The sequence below is a fragment of the Moraxella sp. K1664 genome (assembly GCF_039693965.1).
Lineage (GTDB): Bacteria > Pseudomonadota > Gammaproteobacteria > Pseudomonadales > Moraxellaceae > Moraxella.
The window spans coordinates 2,419,821-2,437,232 of the sequence record NZ_CP155576.1 but is presented as its reverse complement, the minus strand read 5'-3'; the positions used below and the strand labels follow the sequence as shown (position 1 = coordinate 2,437,232).

Below are 17,412 nucleotides of genomic sequence, written 5' to 3'. Positions count from 1 at the left end.
GCTTATAATAGGTTTAAGTTTTTAAACATATCAACTTAAAAGAGACCTTTTATGCTATTTCAGCCTTTTACTTTCCCAAACGGCACGACCGCCAAAAACCGCTTTTTCAAATCGGCAATGGAAGAACAGCTCGCCCACGACAGCAAGCCAACCGACACGCTTGTACGCCTGTATGACACTTGGGCGAAGGGCGGGGCGGGCGTACTCGTTACGGGCAATGTCATGATAAACAAGCAGGGCAAAGGCTCGGTCAATGACGTGGTGGCGGACGATGAGAGCAGTTTGCCCATGCTCAAAAAATGGGCAAATGCTGGCAAACAAAACGACACGCTCATCATCATGCAAATCAACCACGCAGGCAAACAGTCGCCCAAAGCGGTCAATGCCACGCCTGTCGCTCCAAGTGCCGTACCGCTTGTCGGCATGGACGGCTTTATCAATCCGCCACGAGAGTTGCAAAATTCTGAAATTCACGAGTTAATTCAAGCATTTATCAATACCGCCAAACTTGCCGAGCAAGCAGGCTTTCATGGCGTGCAGATTCATTCGGCTCATGGCTATCTTATCAACCAATTTTTGTCGCCACACCACAACCGCCGTGATGATGAATGGGGCGGAAGTCTTGCTAACCGTATGAATTTTTTATTAAAAATTTATAAAGGCATTCGGGCGAATGTCGGAGCAGATTTTTTGGTGGGGGTAAAACTCAATTCGGCTGATTTTCAAAAGGGCGGATTTGATGAAAGCGAGAGCATTGCCGTGGTGCAAGCCTTGTCTGAGCTGGGCATTGATTTTATTGAAATCTCTGGCGGTAATTATGAAAGCCCACAAATGCTGACGGCAAAACCAAGCACGAAGGAGCGTGAAGCCTTTTTCTTGGACTATGCTGAAAAGGCTCGCAAGGTCTGCTCTGTGCCACTTATCATCACAGGCGGATTTCGCTCCGAGCAGGCGATGAATGATGCACTGTTAAGCGGTCATTTGGACATGGTGGGCGTGGCTCGTCCCTTTGCTCTTGTGCCTGATTTGCCCAATCAAATCCAAAACGGCACTTATGAAACGGTGCAAACCGAGCGGATTAAAACGGGCGTTAAACCGCTTGATGACAAAATCGGCTCGGTGCTAGAAATGGACTGGTATATGAGCCAGATGGCACTTATCGGACAAGGCAAATCGCCCAATCCGAAACTGTCGGCTTGGCGTGTACTTGCCAAGACCATTTGGGAGAATGGCAAGGCGGGGCTAAGTACGGGGAGGAGTTAGGAAAAATGAGTCCATAGGGACTGATTTAATATTACTGAACGCTCAGCTCATACCTATCATCATCTATCCCTACCATCAAGCCATCGCCACGTTCTAGTTTTCCCACGCCCTTTGGTGACCCGGTCATGATGATGTCGCCTGCTTGTATGCCGTACAGATTATCCAAATAATCCACCAAATACTCAAACGAATACATCATCTTTTCGGTGCTGTCGTCTTGGCGAATCTCGCCATTGATGGCTAAGGATAAATGATACTGTTTTTGGATAAAGGGCTTAAATTCCCCAAGCCAGCACGCCCCTTTAAAGCCTTTGGCTTTGAGCCACGGCAAGCCCTTGGTTTTGCAGATGCTCTGTACGTCTCTGGCGGTCAAATCAAGCCCCACCGTGTAGGCGATGATTTGTTTGTTTTCGCCGATGAGTAGCACAAGTTCGGTCTCGTGATGGACATTCTGCGAAAAATCGGGCAACGTGAGCGTATCGCCTGTTATGATACTGCTGTTGGGCTTTAAAAACACCAATGGTTCGGCAGGGATTTCGTTGTTAAGCTCATGGATATGTTCCACATAGCTACGTCCGACACAGTAAATGGTGTTGATGGGGTAGGCTTGCTTGTTGATAAAGACAGTGGTCATGATAAATTCCAAAAAGTGGGGCAAAAGTAGTAAAACGTAGCCGACGGGGCTAGGAGCTTAGGCTTGTGATGACAAATGCCCCACTATCAAACTTGCCAAATACGGCTGATAATACACCGGCAGGTCGTGTGCCATGCCGTCCACCGCCACGAATCGGCTGTTTGGGATGATTTTGGCGATGTGTTTGCCGTGGCTTTGGTGCAGTAGCCCGTCTTTGTTGCCGTGAATGACGAGTGTGGGGGCGGTCACTTGACGAGTATACTGGAAAATCGAGCCTGTGGCAAGGATGGCATTCATCTGCTGTGCCATGCCAAGCGGATGATGACAGCGATGGTAGCGGATTGACGCGATGTGGCGAGTGCCTTTGATGTCTAAGTGACCGGGGGAGCCGACCGCTGTCATGAACCACACCGCATGACGGAGCATGTCCCGTTCGCTGTTGCTTTGGGCTTTTTTAAAAAAGGTGGAGAATTCTTTGGGTTTGGGTGGCACCAAAAAGGGGTGGTTGGTGCTACTAAACAGCAGGGCGAGCCTGTCGGCATAATGGGGGTATTTGGCACAGACGATTTGGGCAATCATACCGCCCATGCTCGCCCCGACCAGATGTGTTTTGCCTAGATTCATCGCACCGATTAGTCCTGCGACATCGTCCGCCATGTCGGGTAGGGTGTAGGCGACTTTTTCACGGGCGTTGGATAAGCCAATTTGGTTTTTGGCAATCATTTTTAGGATGTTGGTGTGGGGCAGTTTGGTTAGGTGCTTGATTTTGGTGGAAAGACCGGTATCACGATTGTCAAATCGGATGACAAAAAACCCGGCATCCATAAATCTTTTTAAAAAAGTATCCGACCAAAACAGCATTTGCGAGCCAAAGCCTGTGATGAACAGTAAAGGCGGATGGTCAGGATTGCCCCCTGCTTCGACACACAGCGTAATGCCACGCCCGACATCAACCATGCTTTGATAAAAATGGGGCGACAGGTCGGACGCTCGCCAGTCTTGATTGAACTTATCCCAGCTTGGCGGTGGTGTGTGGGCGATGGGCGGTGGCAAATGGGTCATGAATGATTAAATCTCAACCATTTCAAAGTCTTCTTTGCTCACGCCACAGTCGGGGCATGTCCAGTCATTTGGGATGTCTTCCCAGCGTGTGCCAGCGGGTAAGCCTTCTTCGGGACAGCCTAAGGCTTCATCATAAATCCAACCGCAGACGATACATTGATATTTTTTCATGGCGACAGCTTCATTGATAAATGGGCGTACAGTTTACACTCATACGCCCATTTTGTAAAGCCTTTTTTGATTTGAAAAATCAATCGTATTTTTTTAGTGTTATTTTTCAATTATTTTTCAAATAACTGCTTTTGCAAATCCGCCCGAGCCTTGACAAAGCCGTCAATACCTTTTAACAGCAGTTCATTGACAGGGGTGTTGTCTTGTAATGTTTTAAAGCCTTGCTCATCAAGGGGTGTGGGGCGGTCTAGGATGGTGTCGCTTGGGCTTAATTGGCGGATAACGTCTGTATTCATGCTGGCAAGTTCATCAAGCAAGGCAGGCGAGATGGTGAGTAAGTCGCACCCTGCTAGGGCAAGGATTTGGGCGGTGGAGCGAAAACTTGCCCCCATGATTTCGGTGGGGTAGCCGTGTGATTTATAAAACTCATAAATATTCTTGACTGAGTTTACGCCCAAATCATCATTGATGTCAATGTTTTGGCGGTTTTCATGTGCTTTTTGCCAGTCGGTCAGTCGCCCCACAAATGGCGAGATGAGCTGTACGCCAGCGTCGGCACACGCACGGGCCTGGGTGTTGGTAAAGAGTAGGGTAAGATTGCAGTGAATGCCTTGCTTTTCTAGGATTTCGGCGGACTTAATGCCTTGCCATGTGGATGCGATTTTGATGAGAATGCGACTGGTGTCCACGCCCAGTTTGTCATAGAGTTCGATGAATGCTAGGGCATTTTGCACGGTCTTGTCGGTGTCAAAGGAGTGGCGTGCATCTACTTCGGTGGAGACCCGTCCATCGATGTGTGATAGTATCTGCTTGCCAAGCTCGGCAGTGAGACGGTCGATGGTGTCATCATCAGACAGTCCCAAGCCTTTGATTTGGTGGATGAGCTCATCATGCTCGCCTGAGAGTAGGGCGGATGTGACTAGGCTGGGGTTGGTGGTGGCATCCTGTGGACGCAAGCGAGCGATGGCGGATAAGTCGCCTGTGTCGGCAACGATGGTGGTGTGTCGGGCGAGAGCGGTTAGGGCGTTCATGGGTATCCTTGATGATAAAAGTGCTTTAACATACCATAAATGTGAGCGTTTGGCAAAATGTTTGTTGGGAAAAGTTGGGGTTTGTGCTGATTGGTTTTTCTCATTTTTCATTGCAAATACCAATATTCAACACGTCCCAATCAATTTTTATGTTAAAAACTTGTCTGGTAAAATAACAACCATCCAACGATGTTTCCCTTGAAAACAGGCGATTTTCCTATTTTTATTTAACAACACCAAAATAGACATGTTCTAAAAATTCATGAAATACCATACTAAAAGAGCAAGGATAAAAATAGGCACGATACCAACAAGTGACATCAAAAATTCTTCTTGTAATGGCGATATGTCATCTGTGTTTTGATTAAGGGTTTTTATTTTGCGATTATTTATGATGATAATAATTAAAAGCAATAATAAAGGAAAAATGTAAAAACTCAAAAACCAATACGCTTGTTGTTTCATGAGCTTCTGTTCGCTAATAAAATAGGACAGCTGTTTGTCAAATTGATAGATTATTTGGTCATTTACCGTGACTTCATAAGCCAAATTATGATATTTCTCATACTCCCCTATGGGTTGCCAATAAATCGTGGCTGTTTGACCATGATAATCATAAATCAAATCACAAGGATTATGTCCAATGTTGATACCACATGATAAATAAACGCCATTAAAATTTAAAAAATATTTATAGGGCGTGTTGAACTTTGGTATTTGCAATGAAAAATGAGAAAAATCGCACGTTTTTCAAGGAAAAAACGCAGGCTGATAGTCATTCTATCAGACAAGTTTTTGACGATGAAAAACAAGATTTAGCCATTTTTCATGCAAAAATTGATTGAAATTGTCAAACTTTCATCTTATTTTATAAAAATGTTATCAATGTTCAACACGCCCTAATTATTACGACCAAAAGACACTTTATCGTGGTGTTGGGGGATAATGCCTGTTGTTTTGTATAATCGGTCTTTATTATGTGTAAATTCTACATTGTGAAAAACTGGTTGTAAGGCATGAAAAGAGAACAAGCATAGAAAAGCAAGCAGGCAATAAATCTCTGTATTTTGTTTTGGGTTGTTTTTATATTTACCGATATTGATAAATATGTATATAAAAGTAATGGCAAAATAAAAGGTTGTCGCCGAGAAACCGAACATAAAAAATTCAGCAACCAATCCGATGGTAAGTAAGATGACAGCATAAACCTTAAAAATTTTATCAAAATGACGAATAAAACCAGAACCCATCAATGCCACAACATTCATCCTTTATCCAACATCAAAACCCATCTTCTAAAACCAATCTTCCAACAAAAAGAACGGCTTTTCATAACGCTTGGCTTCTTTGGGGGTGCATGGCTTGGGAGCTAGGCGATTTTTGATGGCAGGATTTTTGGCAAAGCTAATGTCATCGCACATTGCTCTGTCATAATAAGGGTGGATGGGCAGGTGCTTTTGTCGTAGGTTGGGCGTGTGTTCGGGAGTGTTGGGGTTAAGGTTCGGGTTTAGGGTGACGGGCAGGGGGCTGTCCACCCACTGGATGTGTTGGCAGGCACTGAGCATGCCACAAAGTAGCACTAAGCCAAAACGCACGAGCAGATGAGTCGTGCGTTTTTTTGGGGTGATTGATAAGGGTGTGTTGAACATTGATAACATTCTTATAAAATTTGACAAATTCAACCAATTTTTGCATGAAAAATGGCTATCCGACCACTTAATTAAGTAAATTTTTAAGATTTTAACTTAATTTTTTAAAATTAAGTGGTCGGATTGTTTTTCATAATAAAAACTTGTCTGATAGAATGACTATCAGCCTGCGTTTTTTCATTGAAAAACGTGCGATTTTTCTCATTTTTCATTGCAAATACCAATATTCAACACGCCCAAGTCCAAATCAGTTGATACCGCCACGTGACCATGTTGGTTCACGCACGGTGCCTTGGGTTTGTAGGGTAAAAGACTGCCCTGCTTTTAAAGAGCGGATGGTCATCTGTCCACGCCCGCCTTTGTAGGATGAATAGACAATACGATTGCCATTGGGCGAGAAGCTCGCTGACTCATCAATGCCTGTCGTGTCAATCGTGCCGACACCTGTCACCACTAGGCTACGCCCTGAGACGTAGGCGATTTTACTGCCGTCTGGACTGACTCGGGGGATTGCCCCTGCACCGCCAATGGCTGATGCTTGTCCTGTGTTCATGTTGTAGCGATATAGGCGTGGCGTGCGTGAGCCGTTGTCGGCAGTAAAGATAAACGAACGCCCATCAGGGGTATACTGCGGTGAGTTCTCCGCCCCCGTCATGTTGGTTAGGCGTTTTAGTTGTCCTGATGCGATGTGTAGCTCATAGATGGACGGGTCGTTATTTTCATGACTGCCTGAGAAAAGAATGCTCGTGCCATCAGGCGAGAATGATGCTCCCAGATTGTTGCCACGAAATGGTGTAATGACTTGACCGCCACCACTGCTGTTGGCATTTTGCAGATGAATGACTGGCAAGCCGTTGGGTTTTTGTACCGAGTAGGCGATACGCTGACCGTCAGGCGACCAAGCAGGACTAAAAATAGAACCCTGCGTGCTAAATAGGATGCGGACGTTTTGTCCGTCAGCATCCATGACTTTTAGGGTGGATGTTTTGTTGCGTGGGTCGCCCGTCTCTTCGACATAGGCGATACGCCCTGTAAAGTCCCCCGGTTCGCCTGTGATGATTTCATAAATTTTATCGCTCACGACATGGGCGGTGTGGCGTAAGGCACTGGGGTTGTTGTCGCTGTATCGGGTCTGCAAGCCTTGCATGACACGCCCTGTGGCGACTTCGATGACTTCAAAGACGATGGCGATTTTGCCCCCTGTGGCACTTTGGGCGTGTCCGACCACGACATAGTTAAAGCCAGTGTTTTGCCAATGTGATAGGTTTTGGCTAATCTCGGCAGATGAGTAGGCACGTTGGGGTAGGTTTTGGCTGGTGGTTTTTAGTTCGGTGTGGCTTAGGTTATTGATGACGGTGTTGCTGACCATGCTGTCGCCAGCAAAGGGAATAAAGGCGATTTGATAGGGGTTTTGTACACCATCAACGTCGATGTCAAAGTTAAGCTCGCTGTCGCTACTTGTACTGTTCAAAGAACCGTAACCCACTGCAAAAGCAGGGCTTGCCACGACTAGGGCGACAGCTAGGGCTAGGTATGATAAGGGGGTTTTGATGTTCATGGGGTATCCTTAAAAATGTTTAAAATATGATATTTGGGATATATATTCTAATTGATTTTAAAATTAAAATTCAAGTCACGATAATTGGTGCCAACAATGGGTGTGAGTGGGCTGGCTCGGTTAATGGTGTCTTTGAGTTGTTCACGCAAATATTCATCACCGCCCGAGACTTGCACGTTTAGCATGTTGCCACTGCCATCCACTTTGAGTTTGACTTGCAAAGTTTGGTTTTTACCAGTAGCTCGCCAATGCGAGCGGATATGGTTTTGTAAGGCAGAGATGACTTCGTTACGGTTACTGCTTCGTCTGCTGCCCCCACTGCTACTACCCCCACTGACTGCCCCGCCACGTCCTACGGTGGGGGTGGTGGGGGTGTCCTTGATGAGCTGTTCGCCTTCGCTTAGGCTTTTTTGGGTGACTTGGTTTTGTTTTGATAGTTCTTGTAATTGGCGTTCACGCACTTCATTGAGTGCTTGACTGTTTTCACGAGCAATCTCATCGTTGCTCCGCTCCCGTTCTCGTAGCTCTGCCACCGCTTGCTCACGTTCACGTCTCTCGTTTTCCATGGCTTGCCTTTGCATTTCTATTTCGGAGAGTATCTCTTCATCTAGGCTTTTGGCGTACTCTGCCATTTGAGCTTGGTAAGCACGTTCACGCTCGGCAAGGTCATCATAATAGGCTTCTAGCTGAGCACCGCGATTACTCTCTTGGGTGGTGTCGGTGCTTTGGGTGTCAGCTTGGGCTTGGGACTGGGCTTGATGCTCGGCAAAGGCGGTGGCAATGGCATACTCCGCCCCTGCTAGGTCGTCCCCTGTAACTAGACTTGCTTCTAAGGAGATGGTCTCGGGTAAGGGTTTTTGTTGGGTGTAGGCAAACAGCACCCCTGCCACAATCAGCCCATGCACCACGACGCTACCCACGAGCGAGAGTAGGGGATTAGGCTCTTTGGTGCCGATGTTGTCTAAGTCTAGGCGTGCGGTTTGCTGGTTCATGATAGGTTGTTATTTTTTTATTTTTTGGTGGATTGCTTGCTTGTGCTACTTCGACCGCTTAACAGTCCAACTTTGGTAACACCTGTCCCTTGCACCAGTGCCATGACGTGCATGACCGCTTCATAGGCGTTGTCCTTGTCGGCATTAATCAGTACTTGGAGCTGACTGCCACTGTCTCCCATGTTTGCCTGTGCCATGTCGGCAAGCAGGGCGGACAACTCACTCTCACTAATGGCTTGGTCAATGGCTCGCTCATGACTGACAAACAGCTCGCCGTCTTTGGTGAGTGAGACGATGACAGGGGTTAGCTCACTTTTGGTGATGTTACTGGTTTTCTTGCTTGGCAGATTGACTTCTACCCCTGTGGTGAGCATGGGGGCGGTTACCATAAAGATGATGAGTAGCACGAGCATGACATCAATGTAAGGGACGACATTCATCTCGCTGTTTAGGGGCTTTTTGGCACGTGCGTAGCTGTTTTTCATGATGTCGCCTAACTCTGACCAGTACGCTGTGCCATGGTGTATTCATGAGCAAATACCCCTGTCAGCTCTTCACAAAACAACGCCCGAGACTCATACAACGCCCCTGCCTTGGCACTAAAATGGTTAAAGGCAAGACTGGCAGGAATGGCGGCAAATAACCCCATGGCGGTAGCAATCAAGGCTTCGGCAATACCAGGGGCGACTGTGGCAAGGCTCACACTCTCGGCACTAGATAGCCCAATAAAAGCGGTCATAATCCCCCACACCGTGCCAAACAGTCCGATGTAAGGCGACACCGAAGCGATACTGGCTAAGGTTGCCAAGCCCTGCTCTAATACAGCTTGTTGTTTGCCAATGGCGACTTTAAATTTACGCTCAACACTGTCTAGGGTGTCGGCTCGCACTGCCCCTGATTTTTGGGCTTTTAAAAATTCGCCATAACCGACAAAAAATACCTGCTCTAAGCCGGTGCGTTCAGGCTCATTGGCGACTGAGCTATACTGTTTGGCAAGGGTGTTGCCTGACCATAGCCACGCTTCAAAATCGCTATCAAAGCGTTTGGCACTGCCGAGTTTGGCGGATAGGCGAAAAATCAGCCCCCAACCAATCAATGATAGGAGCAGTAGCAATCCCATGACCAGTTGCACAAGCAAACTGGCTTCTAAAATCAAATCTAAAACGTTAAGTTCGCTCATCATATAAAATTTTGCCAAAAATGGCTTATTATAGCCGATTTTTTTAAAAACCACACCAAAAAGTGTGCCTAAGTTTACAAACGGTATGACAATTATCCTTAATGCCAGTGGCACGGCTTGTAAATCCTTGCATAAGCCCCATTTATCTGATTTTTAGAATCATTGATGATAACACAACAATGCCAAAACTCATGCCAAATACAACCCAAAATCCCAACACCCCCCAACTTCTCGCCAAAGACCGCCACATCGCTCATCGCTTAGAACGTGAATTGCGTGGCAATTTCCCTGCCGACATTAAAGCCAAAAAACAAGCCCAGCTTGATACTATCATAGAGCGTTCTACCCAAGCGGTACAAGCTCGCATGGACAGCGTGCCGTCTGATTTAAAAGATAGGCTAAACGCCGATTTGCCCGTTACCGCCCGAGCGGACGAGATTATCCGTGCGATACAAGACAATCAAGTCATCATCGTGGCAGGCGAGACAGGCTCAGGCAAAACCACTCAGCTCCCCAAACTTGCCATGTTAGCAGGGCGTGGCATGACAGGGCAAATCGGACACACTCAGCCACGCCGTTTGGCGGCGAGAAGTGTCGCCATGCGGATTGCAGACGAGCTTGGCGAGAGCTTGGGGCAGACGGTGAGTTTTAAGGTGCGATTTACCGAGCAGGGCAGTCGTGATAGCCTTATCAAGCTCATGACGGACGGTATTTTGCTTGCCGAGCTGGGTTCGGATAAATTTTTGACACGCTATGACACCATTATCATTGACGAAGCCCACGAGCGTAGTCTAAATATTGACTTTATTTTGGGCTATCTAAAACGTCTACTGCCAAAACGCCCTGATTTAAAGGTCATCATCACGTCAGCAACCCTAGACACCGCCCGCTTTGCCGAGTATTTTAAAAGTGCGGTCAAAGGCGATGTGCCGATTATCAATGTACAAGGGCGAAGCTATCCTGTGGAGACCCGCTACCGTCCGCTCATTGATGAGATTGTCAAAAGCCATGACGATGACGCTTTTGACGACATGGAAGACAAACTGCCCCGAGCCTTAACGTCTGCCGTTGCCGAGTGTTTTGAAGACGCACGCACCAAAGGACACCCCACGCAGTCAGACATTCTCATCTTTGCCAGTACCGAAGCTGAGATTCGTGAGATACAGGAGATTTTGACCGCTCACGCACCGCCCCATACCCAGATTTTGCCCCTGTTTGCTCGCCAAAGTTTTGCCGAACAACAGCGAATTTTTAACCCCACAGGCGGTCGCAGAATCATCATCTCAACCAACGTTGCCGAGACCGCTCTTACCGTGCCGAATATCCGCTATGTGATAGATTTGGGCTTTGCTCGGGTGAGCCGTTATAATTACCGCTCACGCATTCAAAGACTCCCCATTGAAGCGATTAGCCAAGCGGCGGCGAACCAACGCCAAGGGCGGTGCGGACGGATTGGGGACGGTGTGTGCATACGCTTGTACTCAAAAGAAGATTTTGACAGTCGTCCGCCTTTTACCGAGCCTGAGATTTTGCGTACCAATTTGGCAAGCGTGATTTTGCAAATGGAGCATTTGGGCTTAGGCGATGTGGCGGATTTTGACTTTATCACACCGCCTGATTTACGCCTTGTCAATGACGGTCGCAAGCTCTTGCACGAGCTTGGGGCGTTGTCCGATGTGCCAACCAAAACCGCCTTTAAAAAAGCCCTAAAAGGACAAACGAGCAAACAAAAACACTCCGCTCTCACCGACATTGGCAAAAAAATGGCTCGTATGCCGATAGACCCACGCCTTGCCCGTATGCTCATCGCAGGGCATGAATTTGCCTGCCTTGACAAAATGCTTGTCATCGTCTCCGCCCTTGCTGTGCAAGATGTGCGTGAGCGACCTGCCGACAAGCAGTCGCAAGCTGACCAAAAGCACGCCTTGTTCCGCCGTGATAATTCGGACTTTTTGTTTTATGTAGAACTGTTTAACGTACTGTTTAGCACCCATGAAATGCACGGGGGCGATAAGCTCACGGGCAACGGACGCAAGAATTTTGCCAAAAAGCATTATTTGTCCTTTCCCCGTATCAAAGAATGGCAAAAAACGCATGAACAGCTTGCCCAAATGGTGGCGGATTTGGGTTATCAGATTGCCGATAATAACAATGATAATCTTGACAATAAAGCCAATGATAAAAAAGCTGATGATAAAAAAGACACCCCAAAAGGTCGCATTGGCTTAAAAGGCGGTAAAAAAGCCAAGGTGGGCAACAGTGCGATTTTGGCAAGCCTAAAAGAACAAGGCAAAACCAAACCGCAGTTTAGCGAAGATTATACCAGCATTCATCGGGCGTTATTGACTGCTCTGTTGTCCTTTGTCGCTCACAAAACCGACACGGTGGGCGAGTATCTGATGACCAAAAACCAAAAGGCACGCATTTTTCCTGCCAGTACCTTGCATAAAAAGGGCGTGGATTGGGTGCTTGCCTTTGAAGTGGTGGAAACTTCACAAGTGTATATGCGTACACTTGCCAAGATTGAACCTGAATGGATACTGTCGGCAGGCAAAAATCTTTTAAAATATCATTATTTTGAACCGCATTGGTCAAAAAAAGCAGGGCGAGTGCAAGCCTATGCTCAAATTAGCTTGTTTGGGCTGATTATTGTTCACAAACAATTGGTTAATTATGAAACCATTGACCTGCCAGCTAGCCGTGAGATATTTATCCGTGATGCTCTGGTGGGGGACGTGCAGGACAGTCAAGCGGACGAGCGATACCCCAAAGCCTTGCCGTTTTTGACGCACAACCGCCAAAAAATCAAAGACGTGGGCGACACCGAAGACAAGCTAAGACGGCGAGATTTACTCGTGGACGAAGAGCGACTGTATGAGTTTTATGATGACAAAATTCCGCCCCACATTGCGTCCGCTAAGGCGTTTGAAGATTGGCTTGGCAAAATGGGCGATGATGACTTTTTAAAATTCAAAGATGAAGATGTCGTGAATGATGTCGTCAATGTCGGACAAGAATTTCCCAAATTTTGGCAAGTGGGGGCGGTCAAATTCCCCTTGTCCTATGTCTTTGACCCAAGCTCGGACGATGACGGTGTGAGCGTGAAAGTGGGGGCAGGGGCGTTGTCTCAGCTTGACAGCGTGGATTTATTGTGGGGCGTGGCAGGGTGGCGGTTTGAGCTTGTATCGGGGTTATTAAAAACCTTGCCAAAAGACATTCGCCGAAAAATCGTCCCCATTCCTGACACCGCCCACGCCCTTATGGATAAACTCACGCAGGGCAATGGTGTGGGACTGCTTGACCAACTTTGTCATAACCTGCTTAGAATGGGCGTAAAAGTAGGGGCGGACGATTTTAAGATTCATGAGATTGATAAATATCTGCAACCCTTGATTTGCGTGCTTGACGACAAGGGGCGAGTGATTGAAAAAGGGCGAGATTTGGAAAAATTGCAAGCCAAGTACCGCACGCACGCCCAAGTGCAGACCGTGTCCGAAGGCATTCATGACACTTTCCCTGAGCATTTTGAATTCATCAAAACCCGTCATCATAAGGGCATGGTAACGCAAGCCTTTTTTGCCCTAAGTCCTGATGAGACGGGCAAGGTGGCGGTGGTGGAGTTTGGCGACTTGGCAGGGGCGTTAGCCATGCACAAAAAAGGCGTGCTATCGCTTGTCAAGATGACGCTTGGGGCAAAACAAAAACAGCTCACGTCGCAAATTGATAAAGCCTTTAAAATGGCATTTGCTCCGCTTGGCGATTTGGAAAAATTAAAAAGCGTGCTGGTGGACGCAACATTGCAAGCGACTTTTGATAAATACGCCAAGCCCTTTGATAGCCATGTGCGTGAAAAGGTGGCAGGCTTTGTGCGTGATGAGCGTATGGGGGATTTGCTTGACAAATTGCCCCTAAATGCAGGCGAGTTTGGGGCGGTCAAAGACGTGATAAGCGGGCAGTTTTTGACGGTGGGGCAAGAGATGTTAAAGGTGCTAAAAGAGATTTATACCACATGGCAAAGCGTGCGTGGGCAACTGCTCATGCTTGACCGTGAGATTTTTGGCGAGAGCATTGACGACATTGAAGACCAGCTTGATGATTTGTCGCTTCATGACTTTATTTATCGCACCGATTTTGCGGTGTGGCAAGCCTATCCACGCTATCTTAATGCCCTAAAAATCCGCCTTGACAGACTGCCAAACAACCTAGACGGCGACACCGATGCGGTGTATCTGCTTGATGAGCATATGGAGCGACTGGCAAACCGTGTGCATGACCCCAAGATTGCCGAATATCGTTGGCTCGTGGAAGAATACCGCATACAACTGTTCGCCCAACCCATGAAAACGGCAGTGCCTGTCTCGGCAAAACGACTCGATAAGGTGTGGGCGAGTGTGATGACTAGGTAGGTTGCTGGCGAGTTGTGGGGGGGGGGTGTGGAGTGGGTCGTTATTCCAATAGGAATGATATGCTTGCTTTTGGATAAGTGTTGCTTTAAAATAAGAACGTCTGTTTTGATTTAAAGAGGATTTAAAAAGATGAAACACACCGTTTTGTTTGCCACAGTAATGGCTTTTACCGCCACCACCGCACACGCCAATTTTTTAGATAAAGTAAATAATGCGTTAGGTGGTGTAAACAAAGTGTTGAGCGTTGCCACAGGGACGACTGCCCCAAGCACCCAAGCCACCACCAGTCATTTTGCCAATGCCACGGACGCACAAATGCAAAAGATTGTCAATGCGGTCAATCAACCCACCAATACCGCTTTGGATAGCGTGATTGCCAAAGCAAGTCCAAACATTGCTCAGGTGTTGCTCCTTGGGGGTTGTGCGACATCTATCGAGCTTGAAGCGGGAGCATTGCAGTCTCCGCAAGCAAGTTCCACTTTCATGGTCTCTGCCATGACATCCACCACCTACCACCCAAAAAGCCAATGTATGACAGTGCAAAATATCGGTTCTTGGTCTCAACCTGCCAAAAATTCTTTGAAATTTAAAGTGGTGTATTCGTCCGATGTTTCAGGCGAAACAGTTACTAGGCATGTGGAAATGCTCGATGAATATGGCAATGGCAATTGGCTTGTTAAAAGACATGATTTTTATTGATGATTGATTTTAAGACTTTAAGGGCGGGTTTAAACTTGCCCTTTTGTGTTGAAATTTGTAGGTTTTTATTAAAATGGGATTGGTTTTTGTTTTTAACTTATTTTAAAGTATTGATTTTTTTAAAAAAAAGTTTGTCATTGGGCGATGCACATTACTACTTATCATCATTTGTTAGCGTGTCGCAAGTGGCTACAAACCGTCTTTTTAAAAATGATGTTACCATAATAAGCCACGCACAATAAGCATATATTTTGCAAATTAACCATAGGATAGAAATTTTTAATAAAAATTTAATGGAGTATGATGTTTTGATATTCCAACGTTTTTTTAAACAATCAATGATTTTATCATTTAAAAAATTACTAAAAATGATAAATAAAAATCCAATAATCAGACCAAAAATTATATCAACATTTGATGATTTTATAAATTGATAAAATCTATCCCATTCCCAATCACCCATTATCATAAAAAATAATAGCAATAAAAATACATATTCTACGATGATAATTGGGGAAAATTTATTCATTTTACTTTGTGATTTTGGCTTACATGATTGGAGTATTTTTATTTACAAACAAAACGGGTCTAAATCCTCATCTTTATCATCATTTACCTTAATCGCCACCTTTTCAAACTCTTCCAATTCTGGCACAAATTGGCTCGCCTCGTGTGGCGGTAATACGTCAAAGGCATTCAGATGATACCTGCCAAGCAATTCTTTTAATTTGGCTTTGGCAAGGCGAACGGTGAGTATCTCATGCCCTGTATCGTCAAATTCGCTATGGGTGATGACCCCAAGCTCATGCAAGGTATTTTTAAATTGCCCTGCGTGATAGGGTAGGGTGAGCGTAAAGTCGGACAGTCCGCCCACCAGTAGCTCTTGCACGGCTTGGGCGAGTTTGTCCATGCCTAAGTTTTCACGAGCGGACACATAGACACGGTGTGGCACGCCTAGCTCTTTGTAGTGAATGGTTGGCATCTCATCGGTACGGTCAATCTTATTATACACCAACAGCACAGGAGCTGTTGCTCCAATCTCATCTAGTACCGCATTGACCGCATCAATCTGTTCGTGCATGTCGGGGCTACTGCTGTCAATGACGTGCAAAAGTAGGTCGGCTTCTAGGGTCTCTTGTAGCGTGGCATGAAAGCTCTCCACAAGCTCATGGGGCAGATGACGCACAAAGCCTACCGTATCAGCAAGCACCACATTACCCACGCCTGTCCATTTGACACGGCGAAGTGTGGGGTCTAGCGTGGCGAACAGTTGGTTGGCGGCGTAGACGTTGTCATTGGCAAGGCGGTTAAAGAGCGTGGATTTTCCAGCGTTGGTGTAGCCGACAAGCGAAATGGTAGGCGTGTCCGATTTTTGTCGTTTGGCACGTCCTTGTAAGCGGGTTTGTTTGACTTTGGCAAGTTTGGCTTTTAGTTGATTGACACGAACTTGGAGCAATCGTCTGTCGGTTTCAAGCTGGGTTTCGCCCGGCCCCCGTAGTCCGATACCGCCTTTTTGCTGACCAAGATGAGCATAGCCACGCACAAGCCTTGATGACAAATGGGTGAGCTGTGCCAATTCTACCTGCAATTTTCCTTCATAAGTCCTTGCTCGCTTGGCAAAAATATCCAAAATCAGCCCCATGCGATCAACGACCCTGCATTGCAAGATTTTTTCTAAATTGCGTTCTTGGCTGGGCGTAAGTTTATGATTAAAAAGCACAATATCGGCATTAGTCTCAGTAACTTTTTGGGCGATTTCTTCGGCTTTGCCTGTGCCGACAAAGTATTTGGCGTGCGGTTTACTCCGTGTGCCTGTGATGATGTCAAGCTCGTTTGCCCCTGCCGAATGCACCAGCAGGCGAAACTCTTCTAAATCATCAGGGTCAATCATCTCACGAATGTCAAGGTGTACCAAAATGGCGTTTTCTGTGCCGTCTGCTCGGTCAAAATGTTGCAAGAAAAGTCCTTAAAATGGGATAAATGCCATTATAGTAGCGGTATTTGTTTTGAATTTCAAGGGTTGGACGTGGCGTGTTGTTTTATTTTGACAAGTTTTATAAAATTAGCTAAACTTATAAACTAAGTTTGGCTTTTTATTTGGGGAAAATCATGCAAACCACCGCCGAGCATTTTAATATTCATTATGCAAAAACTCATTTATCACGTCTCATTGATGAAGTGGCAAATACAGGCAAGCCGATTACCATTGCCAAAGCAGGCACGCCAAAAGTGATGATTGTGCCAATTACACACACAAAAGCCAAACGTCAAATGGGAACATTAAAAGGCAAAATTAGCATTCCTGATAATTTTGATAACGCTTTTGCTGATGAAATTGCGGATATGTTTGCAGGTGAATGATGAGTTATTTATTAGATACACACGTTTTGTTGTGGTTTTTGACTGCAAATTGTGAAAAAATGTCGGATAATTGCCAAAGGATTTTGCTTGATGAAAATAACCGCCTATATTTTAGTAAAGCAAGCATTTGGGAAATTAGCATTAAATACAGTTTGGGTAAGCCTGATTTTGATTATAATCCCAAACAAATTACCCAAGAGTTATTGAGATTGGGATTTGATTGTTTGGAAATTGAATTTTCACATTTGTTTGAAATTGGTAATTTACCCAAAATCCACAAAGACCCTTTTGACCGTTTGCTGATTGTCCAAGCCGAACTTGAAAATTTAAAACTTTTAACGGCAGATAACGCCATTTTGCAATATGACAAATCTTTTATTTTAAATACCCAAAGTTTGTAATCTTA

At 45.9% G+C, this 17,412-nt stretch carries 19 protein-coding genes; 6 read left to right on the top strand and 13 right to left on the bottom strand.

Going from position 1 to position 17,412, the window contains the following annotated elements:
- Positions 1–51 precede the first annotated feature (51 nt).
- A complete protein-coding gene (locus AAHK14_RS11845) occupies positions 52–1,263 on the top strand; it encodes an NADH:flavin oxidoreductase/NADH oxidase family protein (RefSeq protein ID WP_065255634.1) in 1,212 nt (403 codons plus the stop codon).
- 31 nt (positions 1,264–1,294) lie between these two features.
- Here AAHK14_RS11845 and AAHK14_RS11840 read toward each other — a convergent pair whose 3' ends face one another.
- The 5 genes from AAHK14_RS11840 to AAHK14_RS11820 form a co-directional block, all read right to left on the bottom strand.
- Positions 1,295–1,897 carry a fumarylacetoacetate hydrolase family protein gene (locus tag AAHK14_RS11840; RefSeq protein ID WP_065255633.1) on the bottom strand — a complete coding sequence of 201 codons (603 nt, stop codon included), beginning with the start codon at positions 1,895–1,897 and terminating at the stop codon, positions 1,295–1,297.
- 57 nt (positions 1,898–1,954) lie between these two features.
- A complete protein-coding gene (locus AAHK14_RS11835; protein ID WP_065255632.1) occupies positions 1,955–2,959 on the bottom strand; it encodes an alpha/beta hydrolase in 1,005 nt (334 codons plus the stop codon).
- A 6-nt stretch (positions 2,960–2,965) separates the two neighbouring features.
- Positions 2,966–3,130 carry a rubredoxin gene (locus tag AAHK14_RS11830; protein WP_029102102.1) on the bottom strand — a complete coding sequence of 55 codons (165 nt, stop codon included), beginning with the start codon at positions 3,128–3,130 and terminating at the stop codon, positions 2,966–2,968.
- Positions 3,131–3,240: 110 nt separating this feature from the next.
- The gene (locus AAHK14_RS11825) at positions 3,241–4,161 is read right to left on the bottom strand and encodes a transaldolase (protein ID WP_065255641.1); all 921 of its coding nucleotides are present in this window, start codon (positions 4,159–4,161) and stop codon (positions 3,241–3,243) included.
- Between the two features lie 252 nt (positions 4,162–4,413).
- Positions 4,414–4,626, bottom strand: coding sequence for a hypothetical protein (locus AAHK14_RS11820; RefSeq protein ID WP_156065051.1), 213 nt, complete (start codon positions 4,624–4,626; stop codon positions 4,414–4,416).
- A gap of 257 nt (positions 4,627–4,883) precedes the next feature.
- Here AAHK14_RS11820 and AAHK14_RS11815 point away from each other — a divergent pair, with 257 nt between their 5' ends.
- The gene (locus AAHK14_RS11815) at positions 4,884–5,006 is read left to right on the top strand and encodes a hypothetical protein (protein WP_255518641.1); all 123 of its coding nucleotides are present in this window, start codon (positions 4,884–4,886) and stop codon (positions 5,004–5,006) included.
- Between the two features lie 54 nt (positions 5,007–5,060).
- Here AAHK14_RS11815 and AAHK14_RS11810 read toward each other — a convergent pair whose 3' ends face one another.
- The 6 genes from AAHK14_RS11810 to tolQ form a co-directional block, all read right to left on the bottom strand.
- Entirely contained in the window at positions 5,061–5,420 is a 360-nt protein-coding gene (locus AAHK14_RS11810) for a hypothetical protein (protein WP_346818203.1), read from the bottom strand.
- Positions 5,421–5,456: 36 nt separating this feature from the next.
- Positions 5,457–5,810 (bottom strand): hypothetical protein, encoded by a 354-nt coding sequence (locus AAHK14_RS11805; RefSeq protein WP_062501681.1) that lies wholly within the window; start codon positions 5,808–5,810, stop codon positions 5,457–5,459.
- A 247-nt stretch (positions 5,811–6,057) separates the two neighbouring features.
- On the bottom strand, positions 6,058–7,368 hold the full coding sequence (locus AAHK14_RS11800) for a PD40 domain-containing protein (RefSeq protein ID WP_065255629.1): 1,311 nt from the start codon (positions 7,366–7,368) through the stop codon (positions 6,058–6,060).
- Between the two features lie 47 nt (positions 7,369–7,415).
- Positions 7,416–8,360: a hypothetical protein gene (locus AAHK14_RS11795; RefSeq protein WP_065255628.1), complete on the bottom strand. Its 945-nt coding sequence runs from the start codon at positions 8,358–8,360 to the stop codon at positions 7,416–7,418.
- 17 nt (positions 8,361–8,377) lie between these two features.
- Complete coding sequence (tolR, locus tag AAHK14_RS11790; protein ID WP_083108354.1) at positions 8,378–8,845, bottom strand: protein TolR; 468 nt, start codon at positions 8,843–8,845, stop codon at positions 8,378–8,380.
- An 8-nt stretch (positions 8,846–8,853) separates the two neighbouring features.
- Positions 8,854–9,543 (bottom strand): protein TolQ, encoded by a 690-nt coding sequence (tolQ, locus tag AAHK14_RS11785; RefSeq protein ID WP_065255640.1) that lies wholly within the window; start codon positions 9,541–9,543, stop codon positions 8,854–8,856.
- 188 nt (positions 9,544–9,731) lie between these two features.
- Between tolQ and hrpA the strand changes: the two genes are divergently transcribed.
- Positions 9,732–13,946, top strand: coding sequence for an ATP-dependent RNA helicase HrpA (gene hrpA / locus AAHK14_RS11780; protein ID WP_065255627.1), 4,215 nt, complete (start codon positions 9,732–9,734; stop codon positions 13,944–13,946).
- Positions 13,947–14,075: 129 nt separating this feature from the next.
- A complete protein-coding gene (locus tag AAHK14_RS11775; RefSeq protein WP_065255626.1) occupies positions 14,076–14,645 on the top strand; it encodes a hypothetical protein in 570 nt (189 codons plus the stop codon).
- Between the two features lie 154 nt (positions 14,646–14,799).
- Here AAHK14_RS11775 and AAHK14_RS11770 read toward each other — a convergent pair whose 3' ends face one another.
- Positions 14,800–15,174: a hypothetical protein gene (locus AAHK14_RS11770; protein ID WP_065255625.1), complete on the bottom strand. Its 375-nt coding sequence runs from the start codon at positions 15,172–15,174 to the stop codon at positions 14,800–14,802.
- 42 nt (positions 15,175–15,216) lie between these two features.
- On the bottom strand, positions 15,217–16,602 hold the full coding sequence (gene hflX, locus AAHK14_RS11765) for a ribosome rescue GTPase HflX (RefSeq protein ID WP_065255624.1): 1,386 nt from the start codon (positions 16,600–16,602) through the stop codon (positions 15,217–15,219).
- Positions 16,603–16,754: 152 nt separating this feature from the next.
- On the opposite strand from hflX, the gene AAHK14_RS11760 reads away from it, so the two are divergent.
- Both AAHK14_RS11760 and AAHK14_RS11755 read left to right on the top strand, forming a co-directional pair.
- Positions 16,755–17,006: a type II toxin-antitoxin system prevent-host-death family antitoxin gene (locus tag AAHK14_RS11760; RefSeq protein ID WP_062499013.1), complete on the top strand. Its 252-nt coding sequence runs from the start codon at positions 16,755–16,757 to the stop codon at positions 17,004–17,006.
- Positions 17,006–17,407, top strand: coding sequence for a type II toxin-antitoxin system VapC family toxin (locus AAHK14_RS11755; RefSeq protein WP_065255623.1), 402 nt, complete (start codon positions 17,006–17,008; stop codon positions 17,405–17,407). The genes AAHK14_RS11760 and AAHK14_RS11755 overlap by 1 nt, the downstream gene beginning before the upstream one ends.
- Positions 17,408–17,412: the final 5 nt, after the last annotated feature.